The following is a 26,568-nucleotide window of genomic DNA, read 5'->3' as shown; positions in this document are numbered from 1 at the left end:
GCATGCACGGCGCCGGCGCTTCTTCCCGTTCCGGCGTGGCCGTGTTTTTCCTGGTGTTCCTGCCGTTTGCGCTCGGTCATTACCTGTCGTGCCTGCTGCGCGGCGTGAACGCCGTGCTGACGGCGGAATTGCTGGGCGCCATCGCCCTGACGCCGGCGCAACTGGGCTTGCTGACCAGCACCTTTTTTCTCTCCTTTGCGCTGGTGCAACTACCGATCGGCATGGCCCTCGACCGTTATGGCCACCGCAAGGTGCAACTGTGGCTGCTGGCGCTGGCGGCCTTGGGCGTATGGCTGTTCAGCCGGGGCCACAGCTTTGCCGAGCTGATGTGGGCGCGGGCCCTGATGGGGGCAGGCCTGGGTGGCTGTTTCATGGCCGCCGTGAAAGCGATCTCGTGTGCCATCGTGCCCACGCGCCTGCCGTCCGTGCACGGCTATCTGATCGCCGTGGGCGGCCTGGGTGCGGCCACGGCCACCATGCCCGTCAAGCTGGCCCTGCATTACACGGACTGGCGCGGCGTGTTCCTGGGCTTGGCGCTGGCGGCGCTGGCCATCGGCGTGCTGATCCGCCTGCTGTCGCCAGCCATGCCCGCGCCCGCCGCTGGCATGAGCAAGGTGAGCAAGGTCAGCGTCTGGAGCGTGTACCGCGATCCCGGCTTTCGCCGCACCATCGCGCTGATCCTGCTGCCGCACACGGTGTTCTTTGGCGTGCAGGGCTTGTGGGTGGGGCGCTGGCTGGCCGACGTGGGCGGCTTGTCCGATGATAGCGTGGCGTATATGTTGTACCTGGGCATGGCGGCCGTCATCTTCGGCGCCATCGGCATGGGCATGCTGACGGAATGGGCTGGGCGGCGCGGCGTTGAACCCATGCAAGTGGCGGGCGCCGGCATCGTCCTGTTTGTCGCCGTGCAAGTGGCGATGGCATGCAATGTCGTGCCCAGCCTGCCCATGCTGTCCGTGCTGTTTACCTTGCTGGGTACGGTAACGGGCCTTGAGTATGCAATCGTCGCGCAAAGCATGCCGGCCAGCCTGACGGGCAGGGCGGCCACCTGTTTGAATCTGCTGATTTTTACGGGCGCCTTCCTGGTGCAGGCGGGCTTTGGCCTGATACTCGGCTGCTGGCCCCTGAACAGCTTGCAGCAGTATCCGCCGCAAGCGTATCAGGTGGCGTTTGGCGTGCTGGCGGCCTTGCAGCTGCCGGGACTTGCGATGTTTTTCATTCACCGCCACAGGCGCGCCGGGCCATCCGGTAAAATGGCAGCCTGCACAGCGGCAATGATCAACTCCAAGGAAGACTATGAAACTCGTTCGTTATGGACGTCCAGGCAAGGAAAAACCGGGCCTGATCGATGAAGAAGGCAAACTGCGCGACCTGTCCGGCGTGATTGCCGATATTGACGGCGCGCAACTGTCCGACAAGGCCTTGCGCAAGCTGGCCAAGCTCGACGAAAAGACGCTGCCCCTGGTGCGCGGCAACCCACGCTTCGGCGTGCCGCTGGCGAAAGTCGGCAAGTTCATCGGCATCGGCCTCAATTACGCGGATCACGCGGCCGAGTCCGGCATGCCGATTCCTGCCGAACCCATCGTCTTCATGAAGGCGATTTCCTGCCTGAATGGTCCGGACGACAATGTCGTGCTGCCGAAAGGCTCGAAAAAGACGGACTGGGAAGTGGAACTGGGCGTCGTCATCGGCACGCGCGCGCAATACGTGAGCGAAGAGGATGCGCTGCAATACGTGGCCGGCTATTGCGTCGTCAACGACATTTCCGAGCGCTCGTTCCAGCTGGAGCGGGGCGGTCAATGGGATAAGGGCAAGGGTTGCGACACCTTCGGCCCCATCGGCCCGTGGCTGGTGACGCGCGACGAAGTCATCGACGAGCAAGACCTGGACCTGTACCTGGAAGTGAACGGCAAGCGCATGCAGACCGGCAATACGCAAACCATGATTTTCACGGTGGCACAGATCGTCAGCTACCTGTCGCAATTCATGACCCTGGAACCGGGCGACGTCATCGCCACGGGTACGCCACCGGGCGTGGGCCAGGGCCGCAAGCCGCAGCGTTTCCTGAAAAAGGGCGACAGCATGCGTCTGGGCATCCCCGGCCTGGGCGAACAGCAGCAGGACGTGGTCGCCTGGACTGCCTGATGGCCGGTAGCGATATTGACCGTTTGCCGCCGCTGCCTTTGGCGCAGCTGGACCTGCAGCAGCGCGCGGCCGCGCAAGCCATCATCGACGGTCCGCGCGGGGCGCTGTACGGCCCCTTCGTGCCGCTGATCCGCAGCCCCGAGCTGATGGAAACGGCGCAGCGCATGGGCGAGTATTTGCGCTACCGCAGCGCCATCGGCACGCGGCTGTCGGAACTGGCGATTTTGGTGACGGCGCGCCAGTGGGACCAGCAAGTCGAGTGGGCCATCCACGCGCCGCTGGCCGTGCAGAACGGCATCGCGCAAGTGGCAGTGGACGCCATTGCCGCGCGGCGCGCGCCGCTTGCCCTGAAAGAAGACGAGCAAGCCGTGCACGACTTTTGCATCGAGTTGCAGCAGAACAAGCGCGTCAGCGATGCCACGTATGCGCGGGCACTGGCGCTGTTCGGCGAGCACGGCGTGGTCGACTTGATGGGCATCAATGGTTACTACACTTTCCTGGCCATGGTGATGAATGGGGCGCAGACGGCGGTGCCAGCCTTGGGCGTGCCGCCCTTGCCCGCCTGATTAGAGTAGTTCTTCGGGCAAAGATGGACAAAGTGTAATGAAGTTGAAATTATTCAATATATAATTTTGCTTCCCTTCCATTGCCAATAAGCTCAATGAAAACTCGTTCGTGCATCACCCTGATGGGCCGCGCCTTCCTAGTGTTGGCCCTTGGCCCCTTGATGACGGTGTGCGCGCTGGCCGCCGAGACCAGCGCTACCGCCAGTGCGTCTGCACTGGAAAATTCCGTCGTCAAGGTGTTTTCCACCCTGCGCGGGCCGGACCCCTATAAACCCTGGAGCAAGGCCGCGCCGCAAGAGGTGACGGGCTCCGGTGTCGTCATCGAAGGCCGCCGCATCCTCACCAATGCGCACGTGGTCGGTTATGCCAGCCAGGTGCAGATCCAGGCGAATGGTGCGGGCGACAAGATACCGGCGACCGTGCTGGCCATCTCGCGCGGCATGGACCTGGCTTTGCTGAAAATCGACGACGACAGTTTTTTCGCCAGCCACAAAGCGGTGCCGCGCGCCAATGTCTTGCCGGACGTGCGCGATGCGGTGCTGGCATATGGCTATCCGACGGGCGGCACCTCGCTGTCGATCACCAAGGGCATCGTCTCGCGCATCGAATTCGCGCGCTACAATTTCCCCGTCTCCGGCTTGCGCATCCAGATCGATGCGGCCATCAACCCGGGCAATAGCGGCGGCCCCGTGATTGCCGGCGACAAGATGATCGGCCTGGCCTTTGCCGGCATGCTCAATGCGCAAAACATCGGCTACATCATCCCCAACGAGGAAATCGAGCTGTTCCTGCGCGACCAGGAAAGTGGTGCGCCCAAGGGCAAGCCGGCCATGCGTGACGTGACGCAAACGCTGGAAAATCCCGCGCTGCGCACTTATCTGAAGCTGGCCAAGGGTGTCGAGGGCGCCGTCGTGATGACGCCGGCCAGCAAGGACGCCGCCTATCCGCTCAAGGAGTGGGACGTGATCACGCATATCGGCGATTTTCCCATCGACAACCAGGGCATGGTCAAGCTGAATGCCAACAGCCGCGTGCGCTTCCAGTACCGGGTGCAGCAGTTGGCGAAAGACGGCCAGTTACCGTTGACGGTAGTGCGCCAGGGCGCGCCCCTGAAAATCAAGGTGCCCGTCTCGGCGGCGCACCCGATGCTCATTGCCAGCCTGCAGGGCAATTATCCATCCTATTTTATTTTCGGACCCATGGTGTTTTCGCGCGCCAGCACGGAATTCATGGCTGCGCCGAATGGCAACCCCACGATATTGGGCGGCATGGCGTTCGCCGGCAATCCACTGGCCACGCGGCGCGGCGATGCGCCCGATAGCGAGCGCGAAGAGCTGGTGGTGATTGCCGCGCCGTTCTTCCCGCACAAGCTGATGAATGGCTACAGTACCCGGTTCCTCTCGGTCGTCGATTCCGTCAATGGCGTGCGCGTGCGCAGCCTGGCGCACCTGGTGGCCTTGTTGCGCGACCAGACGGATGAATTGCTGACCTTCCGCTTTCAGCAGCGCGATGCGGAAATGGTCGTCGTACCCCGCAAGGACATGCTGGCAGCGACGGAATCGGTGCTGACGGATAACGGCATCCGTTCGGAAGCATCGGCCGACATGTTGAAGATATGGAATGAAAAAACGCCGGCGAACTGATCGTTCCCGGCGTTATGTACACCAACAGGCGCGGCGCGCACCGCGCCTGTTTTGCTTTAAGCTAATACTTTTTTCAGCCAGGCGCCGATGGCGTCGATTTCCTCCTGACACAGCGAGTGTTGCATCATGTACTCGTGCCATTCCACCTTGTAACCCATGCCGGTGAGCAAGTCGCGCGACTGCTGGGCGCGGGCGATCGGCACCACGGGGTCGGCCTTGCCGTGCGCCATGAAGATCGGTGTTTCCAGGCTGGCTGGCGTGCGCTCAAGCGCCGTCTTGTCGGCCAGCGGCAGGTAGCCCGACAGGCACATCAGGCCGGCCAGCGGTTCCGCATGACGCAAGCCCGTTTGCAAGGTCATGGCGCAGCCTTGCGAGAAGCCGGCCAGGATAATGCGGCTGGCAGGAATGCCGCGCGCCTTTTCACGCGCGATCAGCGCTTCGACCTGTGCCTGCGAGGCGCGCAAGCCGCTTTCATCTTCGCGGCGCACCAGGTCGTTTTCGCGGATGTCGTACCAGGCGCGCATCACATAGCCGTTGTTGATGGTGACGGGCATGGTGCCGGCGCTGGGGAAAATGAAGCGGATGGCGGGGCAGCCGCGCAGGTCGAGTTCCTTGACCAGGGGCACGAAGTCGTTGCCGTCGGCGCCCAAGCCGTGCATCCAGATGATGGAAACGGTGGGGTTCGGGGCGCTGTCGAGTTCTATGGTTACCAGCAAGGTGCTCATGTATTTTCCTCAGGTAAAGGTTGCGCCGGACGCAGCGCCGATTTGGGACGGAAGGCCTTGCAGATGGCCGGGTCGGTTTCCATGTAGGGGCCACCGATGAGGTCGATGCAATACGGCACGGCGGCAAAGATGCCGTTGACCAGTTGCACGCCGTTGGCATCCTTCAAGCCTTCCAGGGTTTCCTTGATGGCTTTCGGCTGGCCCGGCAAGTTCATGATCAGGCAAGCGCGCTCGGGCGTTTCGCGGATCACGGCTACCTGGCGCGACAAAATCGCCGTCGGCACGAATTGCAGGCTGATCTGGCGCATCTGTTCGCCGAAACCGGGCATTTCCTTGGTGCCGACGCTGAGCGTGGCGTCCGGCGTCACATCGCGCCGTGCCGGGCCCGTACCGCCCGTCGTCAGGATCAAATGGCAGTGGCTCAGGTCGACCATGTCGATCAGGGTGTTTTCAATTTGCGAACGCTCGTCCGGGATCAGCCGTTTTTCCACGCGAAACGGCGTGCGGATGGCGGCCGAGAGCCAGCTTTCCAGGGCCGGGATACCCAGGTCTTCATACACGCCGCCGCTGGCGCGGTCCGAGATCGACACGAGGCCGATAATCAATTCGTCTTCTATCGTGGTCATGGGGCACCTGTCTATGTCGTAAAAAAACCGGGTTGGTTCCCGGTTTTTGTCAACCCAAGCCCAAGAGCTGGGGTTTATTCGTCGTCTTCTTGCTCAACGTCATCTTCGTCGGCATCTTTCTTGCCGCTGTTTTTCTTCTTGGCGATCTCTTTCAAGATCTGGAAGATTTCGCGGTAGGCCTTGGGTGGCTTGTTCTCGGCTTGCTCCTTGCGGGCATTGCGGATCAGCGTGCGCAGGTGCTGCACGTCCAGTTCCGGGTTTTCCGACAGCAAGACGGTCAACGCCTTGTCATCCGTCAAGAGTTTGTCGCGGCGGCGCTCCATTGCGTGCATATTGGCCGTGTCGGCTTTCGACAAGCCTTTCCAGCTATCGATGGTGCGTTGGATGGCGGCAACTTCTTCCTCATCCAGCGTGCGCATTTTTTTGCCCACGTACTGCAACTGGCGGCGGCGGCCTTCGTGATCGCGGATCATCTGGCATTCGAGGATGGCTTCGCGCACGTCTTCCGGCATCGGAACGCGCTTGACGCGGTCGCGTGCTTCATTGACGAGTTCTTCCCCCATTTTTTGCAGGACGGTCATCTGGCGCTTGAGTTCCGATTTCGAAGGACGTTCATATTCCTGTTCGAATTCGGTGGATTGGAAGCCGCAAGCTCCCCGGTTTGGATTTGGCATGATAAGGCGGGATTGGCCGCGTAGGCCGCACCTGTAAACTGTAAACGACTGCTATGATAACCTTTTTAGCGGCTTTCCGAAGAAAACAGCGCATGAACGACTCCGTATTTACCCATAGTCAAGAGCAATTGCAGCAACTAGCCCGTGATGTGTTGTCTTTTGTGCGGGAAGCGGGTGGCACCGACGCTGCCGTCGAAGTCAGTGTAGGCAGTGGCTTGTCCGTTTCTGTACGAAAAGGCAAGATCGAGACGATCGAGCAAAACAAAGACAAGGGCATGGGCGTGAGCGTGTTTGTCGGCAAGAAGCGGGGCAATGCCAGCACGTCCGATTTCTCGCCGTGCGCCCTGCGCGCCACGGTGGACGCGGCCTACAACATCGCCCGCTTCACGGCCGAGGACGATTGCGCGGGCCTGGCCGACGCCGACCTGCTGGAAATGTCCCCCCGTGACTTGCAACTGTTCTATCCCTGGGGCATTTCCGCCGAAGACGCTGTCGTGCTGGCCCAGCGGGCCGAAGCGGCCGCGTTTGCCGTCGACCCGCGCATCACCAACAGCGAAGGCGCTGGCGTGCACGTGCAGCAATCGCATTTTGTTTCCGCCAATTCGCGCGGTTTCATCGGCGGCTACCCGTTTTCGCGCCACACCCTGTCCGTAGCACCCATCGCCGGCAAGGGGGTCAGGATGCAGCGCGACGACTGGTATTCGTCCGTGCGCGACGCCGCCAAAATGTCGAGTCCGGAAGCCATCGGCCGCTACGCCGCCGAACGCGCCCTGTCGCGCCTGAACGCGCGCAAACTGGGCACGCGCACCTGCCCCGTGCTGTTCGAGGCACCGCTGGCGGCCGGTTTGCTGGGTACCTATGTGCAAGCGACCTCGGGCGGTGCCTTGTACCGCAAATCCACTTTTCTGAACGATTCCCTGGGTACGCAAGTGCTGCCCGCGCATGTGCAGATATTTGAAGACCCGCACGTGATCGGCGGCGTCGGTTCGGCGCCGTTCGACGAAGAGGGCGTGAAAACCGTCAGTCGCGATGTCGTCAAGGATGGCGTGGTGCAAGGTTATTTCCTGTCGACTTACACGGCCCGCAAGCTGGGCATGCAGACGACGGGCAACGCGGGCGGCTCGCACAATCTGTACCTGACGTCCAGCCAGACGGCCGCCACCGACGATTTTGTTGCCATGTTGAAAAAGCTGGGTACGGGCTTGCTGGTGACGGAACTGATGGGACAAGGAACCAATTACGTGACGGGCGACTATTCGCGCGGCGCCTCCGGTTTCTGGGTGGAAAATGGCGTGATCCAGTACCCGGTGGAAGAAATCACCATCGCCGGCAACATGAAGGACATGCTGCGTAACATCGTCGCCGTGGGCGCTGATGTGCTCCGTCGTGGCACCAAAGAGACGGGTTCCATCCTCGTCGAGAGCATGGTGGTGGCGGGCGGCTGAACGCAGGCATTCCTCCTTGTCAAAAGGCGCCGCTGGCGCCTTTTTTCTTGTCCCTGTGTTTTTTCGGGCAGCGGCCGCCTCGTCATACGGCGGAAATATTCGCTTCGTATGATGACGCCACCTGACGTTATTTGCGTGGTTTAGATGCTTTTAATGTAAGTAAGCCGAACTTCGTGATATTTCATGCAAGATGCGAGTCTTGCAGTAACGCGTCGTTGTTGATCCAACCTGCATAGTGAACTCTCCATGACCTACTCCCGTACCCGCATCGCCCGCGCGGTGGCCCTGTTGTGTGCCATGAACGCGCTGTTCTCCACCCAGGCGCAAGCCCATGGCGATGCGTCTGCCACACCAGCGGCCGCCAGCGATTCCCTCGATGCACCGCAAGCCGTGATCGTCACCGGCACGCGCGGCAGCAACCGCACGCAGTTCGACACCATGGCGCCCGTGGACGTGTTCAACCGTGAAGATATCGGCGCCGTCGCATCGTCGGACTTGAACGATGTGCTGGCGCAATTGGTGCCCTCGTATGTGGTGCAGCGCCTGCCGATGGCCGATGGGCAAGTCTTCGTGCGCCCTGCAACCCTGCGCGGCCTGTCGCCCGACCAGACTTTGGTGCTCGTGAACGGCAAGCGCTTCCACCGCAGCGCCCTGCTGGGAGCGCGCGGCGCGCAGGCGCCCGACCTGGCGCAGATACCCGTGTCCGCCATCAAGCGCATCGAAGTGCTGCGCGACGGCGCCTCGGCCCAGTATGGCTCCGACGCGATCGCCGGCGTGATCAACATTATTCTCGACGATACGCTGGGCACGGAGCTTTCCGTGCAGCACTCGCAATACTCGGAAGGCGACGGCAAGGGTAATGAGCTCAAGCTGAAGACGGGCTTTGCTTTTGGCGAGACGGGCAAGGTGACGATTTTCGGCGCGCTGGCCCAGTCCGACCCTACTTCGCGCACGCGCCAGCGGGCCGACGCCATTGCTTTCCAGAACGCCCATCCGGCATTGAAGGTGCCGAACCCCGTGCAGCGCTGGGGCCAGCCTGAACTCGACAGCAAGCGCATCGGCTTCAATGCCAGCGTGGCCCTGTCCGACACGGCGCAACTGTACGGCTTCGGCCTGTTCAGCCGCAGCGACGGCACCTCGGACTTCAACTGGAGGAATCCCGATACCAGCACGGGCGCGTATAAAACCAGCAGCCTGTTTCCCGGCTGGGATTTGCGCAGCCTGTATCCACTCGGCTTCAGCCCCAGCTATTCGAATGATCAGGATGATGTACAGTTGGTGGCCGGCGTGCGTGGTCACTTCAACGACAGCGTCGGCTGGGATGTGAGTGCTTCCTACGGTCGCAACCGCATCGACTACAACTTGGCCAATTCCATCAATGCGTCGATGGGCCCGGCCAGCCCGACGGCGTTTTACCTGGGCCAGTTGTCGCAGGTCGAAAAGATTCTCAACGCCAATTTTAATTATGAATTACCCGTGGCATCCCTGCCGCAAGCCGTCAATATCGCGTTTGGCGCGGAAGCGCGTAACGAAACGTATGGCGTGAAGGCGGGCGATACGGCATCCTGGACGGTGGGGCCGGGCGCGGCCATCGGCCTCGATGCGAACGCGAATGGCGCCCCCGGTTTCAGCGACCGCCAGGCGGGCAGCTGGGGCCAGGACAGCTATGCGGCCTACCTCGACGTGGAAGTGCCCGTCACCAAGGCCCTGAGCCTGGGCGGCGCGGCCCGCTATGAGCATTTCTCGGACTTCGGCAGCACCGTCAATGGCAAGTTGTCAGCCCGTTACGCCTTGAGCGCGGACCTGGCCTTGCGCGGCTCTTACTCGACGGGTTTCCGCGCGCCAACACCGGGCCAGTCGAATACCAACAGCACGAATCAAGGCCTGGACACCAAGACCCTGCTGTTGTTTACCAGCGGCCGCCTGGCCAACAACGACCCGCTGGCCATCCTGCTGGGGGCGCAGGCGCTGAAGCCGGAAAAATCGAAAAACCTGTCGCTGGGTTTTACGTGGAAGACGCCGGCCGGCTTTTCCGGTTCCGTCGATGTGTATGACATCCAGGTCAGCGACCGCTTCAGCACCTCCGCCGCGTTTGCCGTGCCCGCTGGCGTGGCCAATCCGCTGCGCTACACCTCGGTCAGCTATTTCACGAATGACTTCGACACCACCACGCGCGGCATCGATATCGTGGGCAGCCACCTGAGCCGTATCGGCGGCGGCAAGCTGAACTTGACCCTGGCCTACAATTACAACACGACGAAAGTCGATGGCGGCAAGTCCAGCCTGGTGACCAATCCGGCGCAGCGCCAGGTCTTCGAGGAACGCCTGCCGCGCCAGAAGGCCAGCATCAGCGGCAACTACGCGCTGGGCAGCTGGAATACCCTGGTTCGCGTGCGCTATTACGGCGCGTGGACGGATAATTCCGGCAACGCCACGGGCGATATTTTCCAGCGCTTCGGCGCCATGCAATTTCTCGACCTGGCGGCCAGCTACAAGATCAGCGACAAGCAGTCCGTGCGCGTGGGTATCGACAATGTGCTGGACAAGTATCCCGATGAAGCAAGCTTCCAGGCCAGCCGCGGGCTGATCTATTCGCGCAATGCGCCCTACGACACGGACGGGCGCAATCTGTACGTCGAGTACAAAGTGAAATTTTAAGGGGTGATGATGATGAATCCACAACGCCGCGCCTTGTTACGCGCGGGTTCGTTGGCGGCGGCGCTGCCCTTGACGGCGGGCGCAGCAGCGGCCGCATCCGCCGCCTTGCCTCCAGCCTTGCCGCCCTTGCCAGCAGTGCCCGCCGGCAGCACGCCGGAAGCCCTGGCCAGCAACCAGGCGTACTGGCAGGCGGTAGCTGCGCAATACGACACCACCGATGCCGTCGTGCAACTGGACAACGCCTTCTGGGGCTCGATGGCCAGGCCCGTGCTGCGTCATTACGAGCAGCAATTGAGCATGGTCAACCGCGACAATGCCTGGTATGCGCGCATGCGCTTTCCGGCCGACTTCGAGGCGGCCCGCGCGGCGGCGGCCAGGGCGCTGGGCGTGGCGAGCGATGAAATCGTGCTGACGCGGGGCGCCACGGAAGCGCTGCAAGTCTTGATCGCCGGCTACAACCGCTTGCAGCCGGGCGATGCGGTGCTGTACGCGGATATCGATTACGACAACATGATCACCGTCACGCGCTGGCTGCAGCAGCGACGCGGCGCCCAGGTGGTGTCGATCAGCATGCCGGAACCGTTTACGCATGACAATGTCGTCGCTGCCTATATTGCCGCCATGGAAAGCCAGCCCACCTTGAAATTGATGCTGCTCACGCATGTCAATCACCGCAACGGCATGCTCTTGCCGGTGGCCGAGATCAGTCGCCTGGCGCGCGCACGTGGCATCGATGTCATCGTCGATACGGCGCACGGTTTTGGTCAGCTCGACATGACGATTCCCGACCTGCAGGCAGACTTTGCCGGCATCAATCTGCACAAATGGATAGGCGCGCCCGTGGGCGTGGGCGCCGCCTACATCAAGCGGGGCAGGCTGGCCGATATCGACCCCTACCTTGGAGAAAAGGCGGGCGACGATATTCGCACCCGCGTGCACACGGGCACGGTCAATTTCGCCGCGTATCTGAGCTTGCCGACGGCGCTGGACTTGCATGCGCAAATCGGCGTGGCCAACAAGCAGGCGCGGCTGAGGTTGCTGCGCAACCGCTGGGTGGACGCGGCGCGCGGCATCGATGGCATCGAGGTGCTGGCGTCCGGCGATCCGCGCCTGACGAGCGCCATTGCCGCGTTCCGACTGAAGGGCAAGACGAGCGTAGCCGACAGTTACGCCTTGTCGAAAAAGCTGGTGCAGGAATACGGCATCTTTACCGTGCCCCGCGACGGGCTGGCATCCGGTGCGTGCGTGCGCGTTACGCCGGGCATCTTTACGCCCGAGTCGCACCTGGACAAGCTGGTCGCTGCCCTGCGCAAGGTGGCGCGCGGCTAGTTGTCAGGGATGTGCGCGCTCCAGCACTGGAGCGCCGCATGCCTCACTGCTGCACTTGATAGCCGTCCGTCAGGGTGGCCAGAAACTTCACCATATCCTCGATCTCGCCCGCGGTCAGCGCCGGCGCCATGCCGCGCTTGCGGTCGAACGGTGCTTCGCGGACGTTCACGTTGCTGCGGTAGCTGCGTGGCACGTCGTTGAATTTCTGCACTTTCCCCCGTTTGTCGCGCGGATACCATTCTTGTGGATGCGTATCGCGCCGCACATAAAAACGCAGGGCATCCGTCAGATTATCGAACACGCCATTGTGAAAAAATACCTGGCGCGTGGCCACATTGCGCAGGCTGGGCACCTTGAAGGCGCCGCATAACTCTCCCTTCAGCGTCAGATCCGTGCGGTCGGGGCCGCACAAACCCAGGTCGAAATAGGCCGGGTCGGCGGTGGCGGGAATGCGCGTATTGCGCGGCACGCCCAGATTGTCAAAACTGAAGTCCGTAAACAACGGTGGCGCGCCATGTTCGCCTCGCACGCTGGGGTGGCAAGCGGCGCAATTGCCCTTGCGTTCGTCGTTGAACAGGGCCAGGCCCCGCAATTCGGCCAGTTCCAGTGGAACCTTGTTGGCCAGGTAGAGGTCATATTTGGAATCGTAGCGGTGGAAATCCGGCTCTTCTTGCTGGAATTGCTGCAAGGCATAGGTGATGCGGCTGAATGCCTGTTGCGGTTGCGCAAAGATGGCGTCGCCAAAGGCGTGTCGGAATGCTTCCGCGTAACTGCCCTTGCGCAGCCTTTCCACTACCTCGTCCGTGCTGGCATTGGCCATTTCGTGCGCTGCCAGGAACGGTCGCTCCGCCTGTTCTGCCAGGCTGGCGGCGCGGCCGTCGCGGTTGATGCCGCCGTTGGGCGCGCCCTCTGCATCAAAGCGGAAGGGCGGATTGTGTTCCAGATAGCGCAGCGATGGCGTGGCGCGGTAGCCGTGCGCCTGGCCATCGGCGCCTCCCAGTTGCACGGCCAGCTTGTTGCCGGGCGCGTAGGCGTGGGCCGGATCATGGCAACTGGCGCACGACTGCTTGCCCGAAGCGGACAGACTGGCATCGTGGAAGATGTGCCGCCCCAGCTGTGCGGCAGGACTGAGTTCGGCCGCCAGGCAGAATATTCCTGTCAGGCTGGTAACTGAAGCGATGCACACGTGTGCAAATCGTATCCTGAAAAAGCGCTTCAGGGCGCGTGGCTGGTCTGTGTTTTTCATATGTGGATGGGTTGACGGCAAGAAGGAAGACACAAGCATGCTGCCAGCAGTATAGGCAGCAATGGCTGGCCTGGCAACGATTAGCGATGCTGCGCTGCGCAAGAAGAGGCAAGGGTAGCGCCAGCGGCAGAGATGCTGCCGGCCTGGCCCGTCATGCTCGACGGGCCGGTGTCATGCGGCCATCAGGCGCGCAAGGTGGACAGGATAGCTTGCAGTACGGCCGCGCCCAGGGCAGCGCTGCGGGCGCCGTTCCAGCCCGTTTGTGGGTCGGGATCGTTGGCATTGTCCTTGAACGGCAGTTCCAGGGTCAACGCCAGGCAGCCGAAGGCATGCGTGATATGGGGCGAACCCATGGTCAGCACTTCCGGCGTGAACGGGCCGTCTTCATAGCCGTGTTCATCCTGGAAATCGGGACTGGCCACCTTGAAGTCGGCGATGAAGCGGTCTTGCTCAGCCTTTTGTGCAGGCGTGAAATTTTCCAGCGCATCGCTGCCGGCGACGAACACGTAAGGCAGACCTTCGTCGCCATGCACGTCGAGGAACAGGTCGCAGCCGATTGCATGCATTTTCTGTTTCACCAGGAACACTTCCGGGCTGCGTTCCATCGTCGGCGTCATCCATTCGCGGTTCAGGTTGGCGCCGGCCGCGTTGGTGCGCAGGTTGCCATGCACGGAACCGTCGGGGTTCATGTTCGGCACCACGTAGAAGACGGCATCCTGCAGGCACTGGCGGGCAAACGGATTGGCCTGGTCCAGCAAGGCTTCGAGCATGCCTTCGACAAACCATTCCGCCATCGTTTCACCCGGATGCTGGCGCGCGATGATCCAGACTTTCTTCTCGGCATCGGCGTCGCCGACCACCAGCAGATTCATGTCGCGGCCTTCCACCGTGCTGCCCAGGTCGATCAAGCGCACCAGCGGCGACGCTTGCGCGCTATCGATCAGGGCCAGGTGGCGATCCCATGGGTACGGTTCGAAGTAGGCGTAGTACACGCTTTCTTCTTCCGGCGTATGGTTGATCGTCATCACCGTGCCGTCAAAACTGGTTGGCACGCGGAACCAGGTTTCGCGGTCGTAGCTGGCCACGGCCTGGTAGTCTTTCCAGCCGTCCGGGTAGGCCGACTTGCCTGCATTCATGAAGCGGATCGTGCACGCCTCGCCTTGCGCGCCTTGCAGGCGGAAATAAAACCACTGCGTGATATCGGCGTGGGAATCCTTGCGGATGTTCAGCTCGATGGAGTGGGCATCGTCGGCGCGCAGCACCTCGATCGCGCCGGCGTCGAATTGCTGGCTGATTTTAATGGTCATGTGTGTTCCTGATAAAAACGTATGGGTTTTGCATCGTGTGCAATGGCGCGATGATACCTGTTTTGCGCTGGCCTTTGTGCTGGCGCAAACGATGCAGGACATGCTTTGCTAACGTGGAAGCTCCAACACGGGGAGATCATCATGGACGACAACGGCAACCACATACGCGAACTGGAAAAGAAAGTCAGCGCCCTCAGCGATGCTCTGGCGCATCTGGGCAAGGGCACCACCTTGCAGGAATTGCTGCGTATTCTGCGTTTCCCCGGCTACACCACGCCGGCCGAATTGACCTTCAATGCCGCCATCCTCGATACCATGCTGGTGCAAGCGAATGCGCTGGAAAAGCTGGGGCAGGATTTGTTGGCGGGGGCCAAGCAAGTAGTGGCGAAACAGTGAGCAGACAGTAACTTATTCCTGAACGCCTGAAAAATGTTCAGGGCAAGGCGCAGGGCCGCAGGCAGTACGAACGTACGCCCAGGCCCTGCAACGCCGCCATGGACGTTTTGTCAGGTGTTCAGGCCGCCGAAACGTTCGAAAAACCATGGTTCCACATCCGCCGCCTGCTCATCCTCGCGCCGCAAGGTGGCCAGGATATGTTCCTCGGCCGCCGCATGGGTGATGCGGTACAGGTCGCGCGCCAGTGCATACGCTTGCGTGCCTGGCCATGGTTCGGGCAGCAGTTCGACGGGCAGTTGCGGATCGTGCAACTGCACGCGGCGGTAGGCGTGCGTCAGCAGCGAGCGGATGACGAAGGCTTGCTCGGCATCGAACACGGGTTCTTCTTGCAGCAGGGTCAGCAGCGGCTGGAAGCGAGCGATGAATTTTTCGTAGCCTGCCATCACCTCCGACAAGTCCCAGCATTCGCCCACCATGTCGCGTAAGGGGCGTGTGCTGACACCTGGCAACTCTGTAGTGTGGCAGACATACAGCTTGCCCTGTACTTCGTTGCGCACGAGGATATCTTCCAGCGCCTCCGAGTTGCTGGCCGGATGGCCAAAGATGCCAGGAGAGATCAAGCCATAGCCAGCCCACAATAATTCCTTGCGCAGTGCGCCCCGTTCGGCGGCGCCGATGCTGCCGGCCGGCCCGATCACCAGGGTCCAGCTGCCATCCCAGTGCACGACCAGTGGCGCATAGATGCGGCGATAGGCGCGCTCGAAGCGGGCCAGCGCCTCCGGGCGTATCGTATAGGCGCTGCGGCGGCCGTCGCGTTGCGAGCTGAGCCAGCCTTCCTGCGCCAGGCGAAACACGCTGGTGCGCAATAAACGGTCATTCACGCCAAACGGTGCCAGCAGTTCGATCAGGCTGCCCAACCAGATGGCGCCGCCGCGCGGCACGATGGCGCCGCCGCGCGGCACGATGGCGTCGCCAAAGATGGTCATCACCAGGGACTTCGAGCGCGGTGGGTCGCTTTCCAGGAAATCGGCTATCCATGCCGTGCAGCAGGTGTTCTTCATGTGGTTCCGGTCTGGCCGTGTTGCGGTCGATTCAATAAAAGCAGCAGTTTACTTGGCTGCGCGGGTAGCGCGTCAATAATTTGCCGTAAGCGCTGGTGGCACTTCACAATGTTTTCTCATCCGCAATATCATACGCACAAAAAAGCTGCACAAGATACGAATTTTTAAAATGATTCAAATCAAGTGTATGCAAATCGTTTTTTGTATCGTATCATCTGTTGATCGCACCGCGTTGCTGCGCAAAATCAAAGACATGGGAGACAGATCATGTACGCACAAATGGTTGAAACCGGCCTCAAGAACGTCCTTTCCATCGATGACATGGGGGCCGAAGAGCGCGCTTTTCAGGCGCGCATCGACGAAGGCATCAAGATCGAGGCCAAGGACTGGATGCCGGACGCTTACCGCAAGACCCTGATCCGCCAGATTTCGCAGCATGCGCATTCGGAAATCGTCGGTCAATTGCCCGAGGGTAACTGGGTCACGCGCGCGCCGACCTTGAAACGCAAGTCCATCCTGCTGGCGAAGATCCAGGATGAAGCCGGTCATGGCCTGTACCTGTACAGCGCCGCTGAAACCCTGGGTGTGTCGCGCGACGATCTGCTCGCTGCCTTGCACTCGGGCAAAGCCAAGTATTCCAGCATCTTTAACTATCCCACCCTGTCGTGGGCCGATATGGGCGCCATCGGCTGGCTGGTCGACGGCTCCGCCATCATCAACCAGATCCCGCTGTGCCGCTGCTCGTATGGCCCGTATGCGCGCGCCATGATCCGCGTCTGCAAGGAAGAATCGTTCCATGCGCGCCAGGGTTACGACATCATGATGTCGCTGTGCAAGGGCACGCCAGAACAGAAAGCCATGGCGCAGGATGCGCTGAACCGCTGGTGGTGGCCGTCCTTGATGATGTTCGGCCCGTCCGACGCCGCTTCCGTCAACAGCGCCCAATCGGCGCAATGGCGCATCAAGCTGTTCTCGAATGATGAATTGCGTCAGCGCATGGTCGACCAGACTGTACCGCAGATCGAATACCTGGGCCTGACCGTGCCTGATCCCGACCTGAAATTCAATGCCGAAACGGGTCACTATGAATTCGGCGAGATCGACTGGTCCGAGTTTAACAATGTCTTGAAGGGCAATGGCCCGTGCAACCGCGAGCGCCTGCAAACGCGGGTCAAGGCGTATGAAGACGGCGAGTGGTTCCGCGATGCCTTGCTCGCGTATGCAGATAAACAAGCCGCAGTCAAAGCGGTAGCGTAAATACATAAGACAGATAGGGGAGAGCAATATGAGCAAAGAATGGCCATTGTGGGAAGTTTTCATCCGCAGCCAGCACGGCCTGGCACACAAGCATGTGGGCAGCTTGCACGCCTCCGACGCCACCATGGCGGTCAACCATGCGCGCGACGTCTATACGCGCCGCAATGAAGGCGTGAGCATCTGGGTGGTGCGCGCGGCCGATATCGTCGCCAGCAGCCCCGGCGACAAGGGCGCCCTGTTCGAACCGTCGAACAGCAAGGTGTACCGCCATCCCACCTTCTTCCCGATGCCGGAAGAAGTCAAGAACCTGTGATGGGAGCGATCGCAATGGATGACAAAGTCAATTACCTCCTGCGCCTGGGCGACAACGCCCTGATCCTCAGCCAGCAGCTGTCGCAACTGTGCGGCAAGGGCCCTGCGCTGGAAGAAGACATGGCGCTGACCAATGTGGCGCTGGACTTGCTGGGCCAGACGCGTTTGTGGTTCAGCTATGCGGCCGAACTGGAAAACGCTGGCCGCGACGAGGATGACATCGCCTTTTTGCGCGACGCCCACGACTTCAAGAATTGTCTGCTGCTGGAGCAGCCGAACGGCAATTACGCCGACACGATGATGCGCCAGTTCTTCTTCGACACCTGGCACTACTTCCAGCTGCTGGAACTGGCGAAATGCAGTGATCCACGCATCGTCGAAGTGGCGCAAAAGTCGATCAAGGAAGTCACCTATCACCTGCGCCGCAGCGGTGACCTGATCGTGCGCCTCGGCGACGGCACGGCAGACAGCCACGCGAAAACACAGGCGGCGGCCGACAAGCTGTGGATGTACACGGGCGAGATGTTCAAGTACGACGCCGTTGACCAGGCCATGCTTGCCGCCGGCATCGCGCCGCCATCGGACGTGTTGCGCCAGGCCTTCCTCGAACACGTGGCCGAGATCTTCGCCGAAGCCACCTTGACCATGCCGGCGCCCGACGCCTGGATGCAAAAGGGCGGCAAGCAGGGCACGCACACGGAACACCTGGGATTCATCCTGGCCGAGATGCAGTTCCTGCAGCGCGCCTATCCCGGGGCAGATTGGTAATGAACACGCCCACGGCAGCGCTGAACGCCGCCCAGGTCTGGGCCTGGCTGGGCGACGTGCCGGACCCGGAAATTCCCGTCATTTCGGTAGTGGACCTGGGCATCGTGCGTGCCGTCGATGTGGTCAGTGGCGAAGAGTGCATCGTGACGATCACGCCCACCTATTCGGGCTGCCCGGCCATGCAGGTGATCGCCGATGCCGTCACGGAGGCCTTGCGCAGCCATGGCGTGGCCAAGGTGACCTTGGTGAACCAGCTGGCGCCCGCCTGGACCACGGACTGGATGAGCGAGGCGGGCAAGGCCAAGCTGAAAGGCTATGGCATCGCGCCGCCACAGCAGCAGGTGATCGACATCAGCGGCCTTCGTAACGGAATAGCGGGTGGTGTCAAGCGCCAGCCCATGCCGACGCTGGAGGTGATCTGCCCGAACTGCGGTTCCACGCATACGCAGCTGACCAGCCAGTTCGGCTCCACGCCGTGCAAGGCCTTGTACAAATGCCTGGCTTGCCGCGAACCGTTTGATTACTTCAAGTGCCACTAAAAAATCAGGCACACGTTCCGAAGAAACTGGAGATGAAGCATGAGTAAATTTTATCCGTTGTCCGTGGCGAACGTGCGCAATGAAACGCGCGACACCATCGCCGTCACGTTCGACGTGCCAGCCGAACTGCAACAGCAGTTCCGCTTCCAGCAGGGACAGCACCTGACCCTGCGCGCCAATATCAATGCGGAAGATGTGCGCCGCTCGTACTCCATCTGTTCTGCAGTGCAGGATGGCACGCTGCGCGTGGCCATCAAGCGCACGCCGGGCGGCGCTTTCTCTACTTGGGCGAACGACACCCTGAAAGCGGGCGCCACCATCGAGGTGATGCCGCCCATGGGCCACTTCAACGTGCCGCTCGACTGCGTCAACCGCAAACACTATCTGGCGTTTGCGGCCGGCAGCGGCATCACGCCCATCCTCTCCATCATCAAGACGACTCTGCTGACGGAACCTCTGAGCCGTTTCACGCTGTTCTACGGCAACCGCGCCTCGTCGTCTGTCATCTTCAAGGAAGAATTGACGGACTTGAAGGACGTGTACCTGGAGCGTTTGAACCTGGTCTACGTGATGAGCCGCGAGCAGCAGGACATCGAACTGTTCAACGGCCGCATCACGCAGGAAAAATGCGAGCAGTTCCTGCAGCACTGGATCAAGGTGGAAGACTACGACAACGCCTTCATCTGCGGCCCGGAAGACATGATGCAGGGCGTCTCCGCCGCCCTGCAGGCGGCCGGCATGCCGAAGCAGAATATCAAGATCGAACTGTTCGCCGCCAGCATCCCGAAAAACGCCCCCAAGCCGCGTACCCTGCTCGATGCGGGCGCCGTGCCGGAAACGGAAGTGACCGTCATCATGGATGGCAACCACACCACCTTCACGATGGACAAGGACAAGGAATCCATCCTCGATGCGGGCCTGCGCCATGGCATCGACATGCGCTACTCGTGCAAGGGCGGCGTATGCTCGACCTGCCGCTGCAAGATCCTCGACGGCAAGGTCGAAATGGACGTCAACTACGCGCTGGAAGACTATGAAGTGGCGCGCGGCTTTGTCCTCAGCTGCCAGAGTTTTCCGCTCACCGACAAAGTCGTGGTCGACTTCGACCAGGCAGAATAAAGCCGGCGCAGGGCTAACGTGACGCCCTGCCGTACCCATTAAAAAGCGAGACGCCATGAGCTACCAGAACATCCTCTTTACCATCGAGCAGGGCATCGCCACGCTGACCCTGAACCGTCCCGACAAGCTCAATAGCTTTACCCAGGCCATGCACGAGGAAGTGCGCGACGCGATTGCGAAAGTAAACGCCGACAGCTCCGTGCGCGTGTTCGTGCTGACGGGCGCGGGCCGCGGCTTTTGCGCGGGCCAGGATTTGTCCGACCGCGCCGTCGAACCAGGCTCGAAGGGCGTGGACCTGGGCGAGTCGGTGGAAAAAAACTACGCGCCGCTGGTGCTGGCCTTGAAGGCCTTGGCGATGCCCGTCATTTGCGCCGTCAATGGCGTGGCGGCAGGTGCGGGCGCCAACCTGGCGCTGGCCTGCGACATCGTCATCGCCGGCAAGTCGGCCAGTTTCGTGGAAGTGTTTTGCAAGCTGGGCCTGATCCCGGACACGGGCGGCACCTTCTTCCTGCCACGCCTGATCGGTTCGGCGCGCGCCATGGGCCTGGCCATGCTGGGCGAAAAACTGACGGCGGAAAAGGCCGAGGACTGGGGGTTGATCTGGAAATGCGTGGACGACGCGCAGCTGGCCGAAGAAACGCGCAAGCTGGCCGTGCACTTTTCCACGGCGCCGACCAAGGGCCTGGCGTTCACCAAGCAGGCGCTGGCCGCCAGCGGCGCCAACACCCTGCCGCAGCAGCTGGCGCTGGAAGCGCGCATGATGAGCGAACTCGGTAACAGCGACGATTACCGCGAAGGCGTGGCCGCCTTCATGGAAAAGCGCGCACCGCAATTCAAGGGACACTGATATGACCGAATTGGCAAACAAACTGGCAAACAACAGCATCATCGCCGTCATCGGCAGCGGCGCCATGGGCGCCGGCATCGCACAGGTGGCCGCGGCAGCCGGCTACAGGGTCAAACTGTACGACACGCGCGCGGAAGCGTTGAGCAAGGCGCTGGCCGACATCGGCAAGATGTATGCGAAGCTGGCCGAAAAGGGCCGCATGACGGCTGACGAAGCCACGGCCGCCACGGCGCGCCTGCAGGCGGCAGGCAGCCTGGCCGACGTGGCAGATGCCGCACTGGTGGTGGAAGCCATCGTGGAAAACCTCGACGTCAAGCGCGGCCTGTTCGCCGAACTGGAGGCCGTGGTCAGCGACGATTGCATCCTGGCGACGAACACGTCGTCGATCTCCGTCACGGCAATCGCCGCCAAGCTGCGCCGCCCTGAACGCCTGGTCGGCATGCACTTCTTTAATCCCGTGCCCCTGATGGCGCTGGTCGAAGTGATCAGTGGATTGGCCACCAGCGAGCAAGTCGCCGCCACCGTGTATGACACGTCCATCGCCTGGGGCAAGAACCCCGTGCATGCCAAATCGACACCCGGCTTCATTGTCAACAGAGTGGCGCGTCCGTTTTACGCGGAAGGCTGGCGTTTGCTGAGCGAGCAGGCGGGCGACCCCGCCACCATCGACGCGGTGCTGCGCGAAGCGGGCGGTTTCCGCATGGGGCCCTTCGAGTTGATGGACCTGATCGGCCACGACGTCAATTTCTCCGTCACGCAATCCGTGTTCGGCGCCTATTTCAACGACCCCCGTTTCACGCCGTCCGTGCTGCAACAGGAAATGGTCAACGCCGGTTTCCTGGGCCGCAAATCGGGCCGTGGCTTTTACCTGTACGGCGAAGGCGCTCCTGCCCCTGTGGCGAAGGCGGAAAGCGCGCAAACGACCCCGGAATTCGTCGCCCTGTCGGCTGCCATCGGCGGCGATGGCCGTGGCCACAGCGGCGTCATTCGCAGCCTGGTGCAGCGGCTGGAGCAGGCGGGCATCACCGTCAGCCGCCGCGTGACGCAGGAAGGCCAGGCTCACGACGAGGCGCCGGCCCTGCATTGCCATGGCGCCGCGATTTATCTCACGGACGGCCGCAGCGCCACCCAGCGCGCACACGACAACCAGCATCCGGACACGGTGCTGTTCGACCTGGCACTCGATTACGCCGGAGCCAGGCGCATTGCCGTGGCCCGTGCCGACCAGTGCAGCGATGCCGCCTACGCCGCCGTCGTGGGCCTGTTCCAGGCGGCCGGCTTTATCGTCACGCGCCTGGATGATGTGCCTGGACTGGCCGTCATGCGCACGGTCGCCATGCTGGCCAACGAGGCGGCCGACGCCGTCAACCAGGGCGTGTGCACGGTGGCTGCCGTCGATATCGCCATGCAGAAAGGCGTCAATTATCCGCGCGGACCGCTGGCCTGGGCCGATGCGGTGGGCGTCGCGCACATCGTGACCGTGCTGCAGCACCTGGCCCAAGGCTATGGCGAAGACCGCTACCGTGTCTCGCCGCTGCTGCGCCGCAAACTTGCCACTGGAGCCCGGTTTTATGCCGAATGAAGATCACAACATGACGGCACAAGCGTTGGCGCAGGCGGCTGCCGCCTCCATGCTGTCGCGCGATAACGCCACCGCTGCCATGGGCATCGCCCTGGCCGAGGTGGGACCCGGCCATGCGCGCATGACGATGACGGTGCGAGCCGACATGCTCAACGGCCACCAGACCTGCCACGGCGGCTTTATCTTTGCCCTGGCCGACAGCGCTTTTGCGTTTGCCTGCAACAGCTACAACCTCAATACCGTAGGCGCGGGCTGCACCATCGACTACCTGGCGCCGGGCCGCGAGGGCGACGTGCTGACGGCGCACGCCGTCGAACAGGCGCTGGCCGGCAAGAGCGGCGTCTACGACGTCAAAGTCAGCAACCAGGATGGCCGCGCCATCGCGCTCTTTCGCGGCAAGTCGATCCGCGTGGCGGGTGAAGTCATTATCGGTTGAGGTTACAAGTGAGCTTACAAGAGCAGCTTTGAACTGCCAGTACCGATTGAATAGTTAAGGAATTAAACAGGAGACAATGATGGTCCAACGTACGCCTTCCCCAAATGAGCTCGAGCCGATCGAGCGCGCCAGCAAGGATGAACTGCAGGCGCTGCAGCTCGAACGCATGAAATGGACGCTCAAGCACGCGTATGACAACGTGCCCCATTACCGCGCCGCTTTTGACGAAGCGGGCGTGCATCCGGACGACCTGAAGTCGCTGTCCGATCTGTCGAAATTCCCGTTCACCGATAAAAAAGTCTTGCGCGATAATTACCCGTTCGGCCTGTTTGCCGTGCCGCGCGAGCAAGTGGTGCGCATCCACGCGTCGAGCGGCACCACGGGCAAGGCCACGGTGGTTGGCTACACGCAGAACGACATCGATACCTGGGCCAATGTGGTGGCGCGCTCGATCCGCGCCGGCGGCGGCCGCGCGGGCGACATGGTGCATATCTGCTACGGCTACGGCCTGTTCACGGGCGGCCTGGGTGCGCACTATGGCGCCGAACGCCTGGGCTGCACGGTCATCCCGATGTCCGGTGGCCAGACGGAAAAGCAGGTGCAATTGATCCAGGATTTCAAGCCCTCCATCATCATGGTCACGCCGTCGTATATGCTCAACATCATCGAGGAATTCACGCGCCAGGGTCTCGATCCGGCTGAATCGTCGCTGAAGGTGGGTATCTTCGGTGCCGAGCCGTGGACGGACGCGATGCGTTCGGAAATCGAAGCGCGCGCCGGCATCGATGCCGTCGACATTTATGGCCTGTCCGAAGTGATGGGGCCTGGCGTGGCATCCGAATGCATCGAAAGCAAGGACGGTCCCGTCATCTGGGAAGACCATTTTTACCCGGAGATCATCGATCCGGAAACGGGCGAAGTACTACCGGACGGTGCAGAAGGCGAGCTGGTCTTCACTTCGCTGTCGAAAGAAGCGCTGCCCATCATCCGCTACCGCACGCGCGACCTGACCCGTTTGCTGCCGCCGACGTCGCGCTCGATGCGCCGCATCGGCAAGATCACGGGGCGCTCCGACGACATGCTGATCATCCGCGGCGTGAACGTCTTCCCCACGCAGATCGAAGAGCTGATTTTGAAGATGCCGAAGCTGGCGCCGCAATACCAGCTGGTGGTCACGCGCGACGGCCACCTCGACAAGCTTGAAGTGGTCGCCGAGCTGCGCATCGACCTGACGTCCACCGTCTCGGCTAGTGAAACGGACGCCCTGGCGCGCGAGCTGGAACACCGCATCAAGACGCACGTGGGCGTGAGTACGCGCGTGCGCCTGGTGGCCGCTGCCGGCATCGAACGCACCTTGACGGGCAAGGCCCGCCGCGTGGTCGACCAGCGCCCGAAGATTTTCTCCTGATAGCCCGAACAAGGAACCAAACATGAACGATGCTTTTATCTGTGACTTTGTCCGCACTCCGTTCGGCCGCTATGGCGGCGCGCTGTCCAGCGTGCGCGCGGACGACCTGGGCGCGCTGCCGATTGCCGCGCTGATCGCCCGCAACCCGTCCGTCGACTGGTCCGCCATCGACGACGTATTTTACGGCTGCGCCAACCAGGCGGGTGAAGACAACCGCAACGTGGGCCGCATGGCCGCGCTGCTGGCTGGCTTGCCTGCTGCCGTACCCGCCAATACCATCAACCGCCTGTGCGGTTCCAGCCTGGATGCCGTCGGCATGGCTGCCCGCTCCATCAAGGCGGGCGAGGCGGAGCTGATCATTGCCGGTGGTGTGGAAAGCATGACGCGCGCTCCTTTCGTGATGGGCAAGGCCGACAGCGCGTTTTCGCGCGCGGCGAAAATCGAAGACACGACCCTGGGCTGGCGCTTCGTCAACGGCAAGATGAAAACGCAGTACGGCATCGACACCATGCCGGAAACGGCGGAAAACGTGGCCGTGGAATTTGGCATCAGCCGCGCCGATCAGGATGCTCTGGCACTGCGCAGCCAGCAACGCTGGGCTGCCGCCCATGCGGCCGGCGTGTTCGAGCGTGAAATCGTGCCTGTCGCCGTGCCGCAGAAAAAGGGCGAGCCGAAGATGGTGACGATGGATGAACATCCGCGCCCCGACACCTCGCTGGACATGCTGGCAAAGCTTAAGGGCGTGGTCAAGCCGGATGGCACGGTCACGGCCGGCAATGCCTCGGGCTTGAACGATGGTGCCTGCGCCATCCTGCTGGCGTCCGCCGCCGCCGTGGATAAATACAAATTGACGCCACGTGCAAAAGTACTGGGCATGGCCACGGCAGGCCTGGCACCGCGCATCATGGGTTTTGGTCCCTCGCCCGCCTCGCGCAAGGTGCTGGCCCAGACTGGCCTCACCATCGAACAGATGGATGTCATCGAACTCAATGAAGCGTTTGCGGCGCAGGCGCTGGCCGTCACGCGCGACCTGGGTCTGGCGGACGATGCGGCCCACGTGAACCCGAATGGCGGCGCGATAGCCATCGGCCATCCGCTGGGCGCATCGGGTGCGCGCCTGGTGATGGCGGCCCTGAACCAGCTGGAACGGACTAGCGGGCGCTATGCACTGTGCACCATGTGCATCGGCGTGGGGCAGGGTATTGCCGTCGTGATTGAACGCGTATAACAAAGTAAAAAAAAAAGGCGCAGGCTTGCAAAAAAGCGCCAACCCTACATTGACCGTAGTGCCAACCTGGTGGAGACCACAATGATTGCCAATATCTTCAAGAAAACCCTGATCGCCGGCGTGCTGGCCATGTCCGCCGCGGGCGCGTATGCGGCCGAGAACATCAAGATCGGTTCCGTGCTGTCCGTCACGGGACCGGCCGCCTTCCTGGGCGACCCTGAACTGAAAACCCTGCAGCTGTATATCGAGAAAATCAACGCAGCCGGCGGCGTGCTGGGGCGCAAGCTGGAACTGGTGCACTACGATGACGGCAGCGATGCGGCCAAGGCCAACGGCTTCACGAAACGCCTGATCGAGTCCGACAAGGTCGACGTGCTGATCGGCGGCACCACCACCGGCGCGACGATGGCGATGGCACCGCTGGTGGATCGCGCCAGCATGCCGTTCATTTCGCTGGCCGGCGCCGTGGTGATCATCGATCCCGTGAAAAAATGGGTATTCAAGACGCCGCATACGGACCGCATGGCGGCCGAGAAGGTGTTCGAGGACATGAAGAAGCGTGGCATCAGCAAGGTGGGCCTGCTGTCTGAAACGAGCGGCTTCGGCGCCTCGGGCCGCAAGGAATCGCAGATCGTCGCCTCAAAATATGGCATCACTCTGGTGGCCGATGAAACCTACGGTCCGAAAGACACGGACATCACGGCGAAGCTCACGCGCATCAAGAACACGGCTGGGGTGCAAGCCGTATTCGTGTTCGGCCTTGGCCAGGGGCCGGCGGTCGTGACCAAGAACTACGGCCAGCTGGGCATGTCCGCGCTGCCGCTGTACCAGTCGCATGGCGTGGCGTCGGACGAGTATCTGAAGTTGTCGGGCAAGGCCGCCGAAGGCGTGCGTCTGCCAACGCCGGCGCTGCTGATCGGCGCCATGCTGCCGGACAGCGATGCGCAAAAGGCCATCGTGGTCGGCTACGACAAGACGTATAAAGAGCGCTACAAGATCGATCCGTCGACCTTTGGCGGCTATGCCTTGGACGCCTTGAACCTGTCGGTGGACGCCATCAAGCGCGCCGGGGGAACGGACCGCGAAAAAGTGCGTATGGCGCTGGAACAGACCAAGGGTTTTGTGGGCACCACCGGTGTCTTCAACATGTCGGCCAAGGACCACATGGGCCTGGACCTGTCGGCGTTCCGCATGGTGGAAGTGAAGAACGGCGAATGGCAATTGTCGAAATAATGTAAGCCAGAAGTAGCT

At 61.9% G+C, this 26,568-nt stretch carries 25 protein-coding genes; 19 read left to right on the top strand and 6 right to left on the bottom strand.

Features of this window, described 5'->3' with window-relative positions; genetic code table 11:
- Positions 1–2: 2 nt before the first annotated feature.
- From CSZ94_RS00820 to CSZ94_RS00805, 4 genes are all read left to right on the top strand, one after another.
- Positions 3–1,352 (top strand): MFS transporter, encoded by a 1,350-nt coding sequence (locus CSZ94_RS00820; RefSeq protein ID WP_180977307.1) that lies wholly within the window; start codon positions 3–5, stop codon positions 1,350–1,352.
- On the top strand, positions 1,297–2,145 hold the full coding sequence (locus CSZ94_RS00815) for a fumarylacetoacetate hydrolase family protein (protein ID WP_102119741.1): 849 nt from the start codon (positions 1,297–1,299) through the stop codon (positions 2,143–2,145). Before CSZ94_RS00820 ends, CSZ94_RS00815 begins: the two co-directional genes overlap by 56 nt.
- Positions 2,145–2,711: a carboxymuconolactone decarboxylase family protein gene (locus CSZ94_RS00810; protein WP_102119740.1), complete on the top strand. Its 567-nt coding sequence runs from the start codon at positions 2,145–2,147 to the stop codon at positions 2,709–2,711. The genes CSZ94_RS00815 and CSZ94_RS00810 overlap by 1 nt, the downstream gene beginning before the upstream one ends.
- Before the next feature lie 95 nt (positions 2,712–2,806).
- On the top strand, positions 2,807–4,354 hold the full coding sequence (locus CSZ94_RS00805) for a S1C family serine protease (RefSeq protein WP_258000700.1): 1,548 nt from the start codon (positions 2,807–2,809) through the stop codon (positions 4,352–4,354).
- Positions 4,355–4,410: 56 nt separating this feature from the next.
- Here CSZ94_RS00805 and CSZ94_RS00800 read toward each other — a convergent pair whose 3' ends face one another.
- From CSZ94_RS00800 to yjgA, 3 genes are all read right to left on the bottom strand, one after another.
- Positions 4,411–5,079, bottom strand: a complete 669-nt coding sequence (locus tag CSZ94_RS00800; protein ID WP_102119738.1) for an alpha/beta hydrolase — start codon at positions 5,077–5,079, stop codon at positions 4,411–4,413.
- Positions 5,076–5,705, bottom strand: a complete 630-nt coding sequence (gene mog, locus CSZ94_RS00795; RefSeq protein WP_102119737.1) for a molybdopterin adenylyltransferase — start codon at positions 5,703–5,705, stop codon at positions 5,076–5,078. The genes CSZ94_RS00800 and mog overlap by 4 nt, the downstream gene beginning before the upstream one ends.
- A 74-nt stretch (positions 5,706–5,779) precedes the next feature.
- Positions 5,780–6,379 carry a ribosome biogenesis factor YjgA gene (yjgA, locus tag CSZ94_RS00790; RefSeq protein WP_102119736.1) on the bottom strand — a complete coding sequence of 200 codons (600 nt, stop codon included), beginning with the start codon at positions 6,377–6,379 and terminating at the stop codon, positions 5,780–5,782.
- Between the two features lie 92 nt (positions 6,380–6,471).
- Between yjgA and pmbA the strand changes: the two genes are divergently transcribed.
- The 3 genes from pmbA to CSZ94_RS00775 all read left to right on the top strand — a co-directional run bounded on the left by pmbA (position 6,472) and on the right by CSZ94_RS00775 (position 11,811).
- The gene (gene pmbA / locus CSZ94_RS00785) at positions 6,472–7,824 is read left to right on the top strand and encodes a metalloprotease PmbA (protein WP_102119735.1); all 1,353 of its coding nucleotides are present in this window, start codon (positions 6,472–6,474) and stop codon (positions 7,822–7,824) included.
- A gap of 246 nt (positions 7,825–8,070) precedes the next feature.
- A complete protein-coding gene (locus CSZ94_RS00780) occupies positions 8,071–10,482 on the top strand; it encodes a TonB-dependent receptor plug domain-containing protein (RefSeq protein WP_102119734.1) in 2,412 nt (803 codons plus the stop codon).
- 9 nt (positions 10,483–10,491) lie between these two features.
- Complete coding sequence (locus CSZ94_RS00775; RefSeq protein ID WP_219725953.1) at positions 10,492–11,811, top strand: aminotransferase class V-fold PLP-dependent enzyme; 1,320 nt, start codon at positions 10,492–10,494, stop codon at positions 11,809–11,811.
- Positions 11,812–11,854: 43 nt separating this feature from the next.
- On the opposite strand, the gene CSZ94_RS00770 is transcribed toward CSZ94_RS00775, so the two are convergent.
- Positions 11,855–12,997, bottom strand: coding sequence for a cytochrome-c peroxidase (locus CSZ94_RS00770; RefSeq protein WP_258000699.1), 1,143 nt, complete (start codon positions 12,995–12,997; stop codon positions 11,855–11,857).
- A 242-nt stretch (positions 12,998–13,239) separates the two neighbouring features.
- Complete coding sequence (locus CSZ94_RS00765; protein ID WP_102119732.1) at positions 13,240–14,364, bottom strand: M14 family metallopeptidase; 1,125 nt, start codon at positions 14,362–14,364, stop codon at positions 13,240–13,242.
- Between the two features lie 141 nt (positions 14,365–14,505).
- On the opposite strand from CSZ94_RS00765, the gene CSZ94_RS00760 reads away from it, so the two are divergent.
- Complete coding sequence (locus tag CSZ94_RS00760; RefSeq protein WP_102119731.1) at positions 14,506–14,760, top strand: hypothetical protein; 255 nt, start codon at positions 14,506–14,508, stop codon at positions 14,758–14,760.
- Between the two features lie 110 nt (positions 14,761–14,870).
- Here the strand turns inward: CSZ94_RS00760 and paaX are convergent, their stop codons facing one another.
- Entirely contained in the window at positions 14,871–15,821 is a 951-nt protein-coding gene (gene paaX / locus CSZ94_RS00755) for a phenylacetic acid degradation operon negative regulatory protein PaaX (RefSeq protein WP_102119730.1), read from the bottom strand.
- Between the two features lie 267 nt (positions 15,822–16,088).
- On the opposite strand from paaX, the gene paaA reads away from it, so the two are divergent.
- The 11 genes from paaA (at position 16,089) to CSZ94_RS00700 (ending at position 26,550) form a co-directional block, all read left to right on the top strand.
- Positions 16,089–17,078: a 1,2-phenylacetyl-CoA epoxidase subunit PaaA gene (gene paaA / locus CSZ94_RS00750; RefSeq protein WP_102119729.1), complete on the top strand. Its 990-nt coding sequence runs from the start codon at positions 16,089–16,091 to the stop codon at positions 17,076–17,078.
- Between the two features lie 28 nt (positions 17,079–17,106).
- Positions 17,107–17,391 carry a 1,2-phenylacetyl-CoA epoxidase subunit PaaB gene (gene paaB / locus CSZ94_RS00745; RefSeq protein WP_034746356.1) on the top strand — a complete coding sequence of 95 codons (285 nt, stop codon included), beginning with the start codon at positions 17,107–17,109 and terminating at the stop codon, positions 17,389–17,391.
- A gap of 14 nt (positions 17,392–17,405) precedes the next feature.
- Positions 17,406–18,158 carry a 1,2-phenylacetyl-CoA epoxidase subunit PaaC gene (gene paaC / locus CSZ94_RS00740; RefSeq protein WP_102119728.1) on the top strand — a complete coding sequence of 251 codons (753 nt, stop codon included), beginning with the start codon at positions 17,406–17,408 and terminating at the stop codon, positions 18,156–18,158.
- Complete coding sequence (paaD, locus tag CSZ94_RS00735) at positions 18,158–18,697, top strand: 1,2-phenylacetyl-CoA epoxidase subunit PaaD (RefSeq protein ID WP_102119727.1); 540 nt, start codon at positions 18,158–18,160, stop codon at positions 18,695–18,697. Before paaC ends, paaD begins: the two co-directional genes overlap by 1 nt.
- A 39-nt stretch (positions 18,698–18,736) precedes the next feature.
- Entirely contained in the window at positions 18,737–19,816 is a 1,080-nt protein-coding gene (paaE, locus tag CSZ94_RS00730; RefSeq protein ID WP_102119726.1) for a 1,2-phenylacetyl-CoA epoxidase subunit PaaE, read from the top strand.
- Positions 19,817–19,871: 55 nt separating this feature from the next.
- Complete coding sequence (gene paaG / locus CSZ94_RS00725; RefSeq protein ID WP_102119725.1) at positions 19,872–20,663, top strand: 2-(1,2-epoxy-1,2-dihydrophenyl)acetyl-CoA isomerase PaaG; 792 nt, start codon at positions 19,872–19,874, stop codon at positions 20,661–20,663.
- Between the two features lies 1 nt (position 20,664).
- Complete coding sequence (gene paaH, locus CSZ94_RS00720) at positions 20,665–22,245, top strand: 3-hydroxyacyl-CoA dehydrogenase PaaH (RefSeq protein WP_102119724.1); 1,581 nt, start codon at positions 20,665–20,667, stop codon at positions 22,243–22,245.
- Positions 22,235–22,681, top strand: a complete 447-nt coding sequence (gene paaI / locus CSZ94_RS00715) for a hydroxyphenylacetyl-CoA thioesterase PaaI (RefSeq protein WP_102119723.1) — start codon at positions 22,235–22,237, stop codon at positions 22,679–22,681. Before paaH ends, paaI begins: the two co-directional genes overlap by 11 nt.
- 79 nt (positions 22,682–22,760) lie before the next feature.
- Positions 22,761–24,089 (top strand): phenylacetate--CoA ligase PaaK, encoded by a 1,329-nt coding sequence (gene paaK / locus CSZ94_RS00710; RefSeq protein ID WP_102119787.1) that lies wholly within the window; start codon positions 22,761–22,763, stop codon positions 24,087–24,089.
- 22 nt (positions 24,090–24,111) lie between these two features.
- Positions 24,112–25,317, top strand: a complete 1,206-nt coding sequence (gene pcaF, locus CSZ94_RS00705; RefSeq protein ID WP_102119722.1) for a 3-oxoadipyl-CoA thiolase — start codon at positions 24,112–24,114, stop codon at positions 25,315–25,317.
- 81 nt (positions 25,318–25,398) lie between these two features.
- Positions 25,399–26,550: an ABC transporter substrate-binding protein gene (locus CSZ94_RS00700; RefSeq protein ID WP_102119721.1), complete on the top strand. Its 1,152-nt coding sequence runs from the start codon at positions 25,399–25,401 to the stop codon at positions 26,548–26,550.
- The last annotated feature ends 18 nt before the right edge of the window (positions 26,551–26,568 follow it).

Source organism: Janthinobacterium sp. ROICE36, assembly GCF_002869965.1.
Taxonomy (GTDB): Bacteria; Pseudomonadota; Gammaproteobacteria; order Burkholderiales; family Burkholderiaceae_D; genus Janthinobacterium.
The sequence above is the reverse complement of the archived record's forward strand: the minus strand, read 5'-3'. Positions and strand labels throughout refer to the sequence as shown.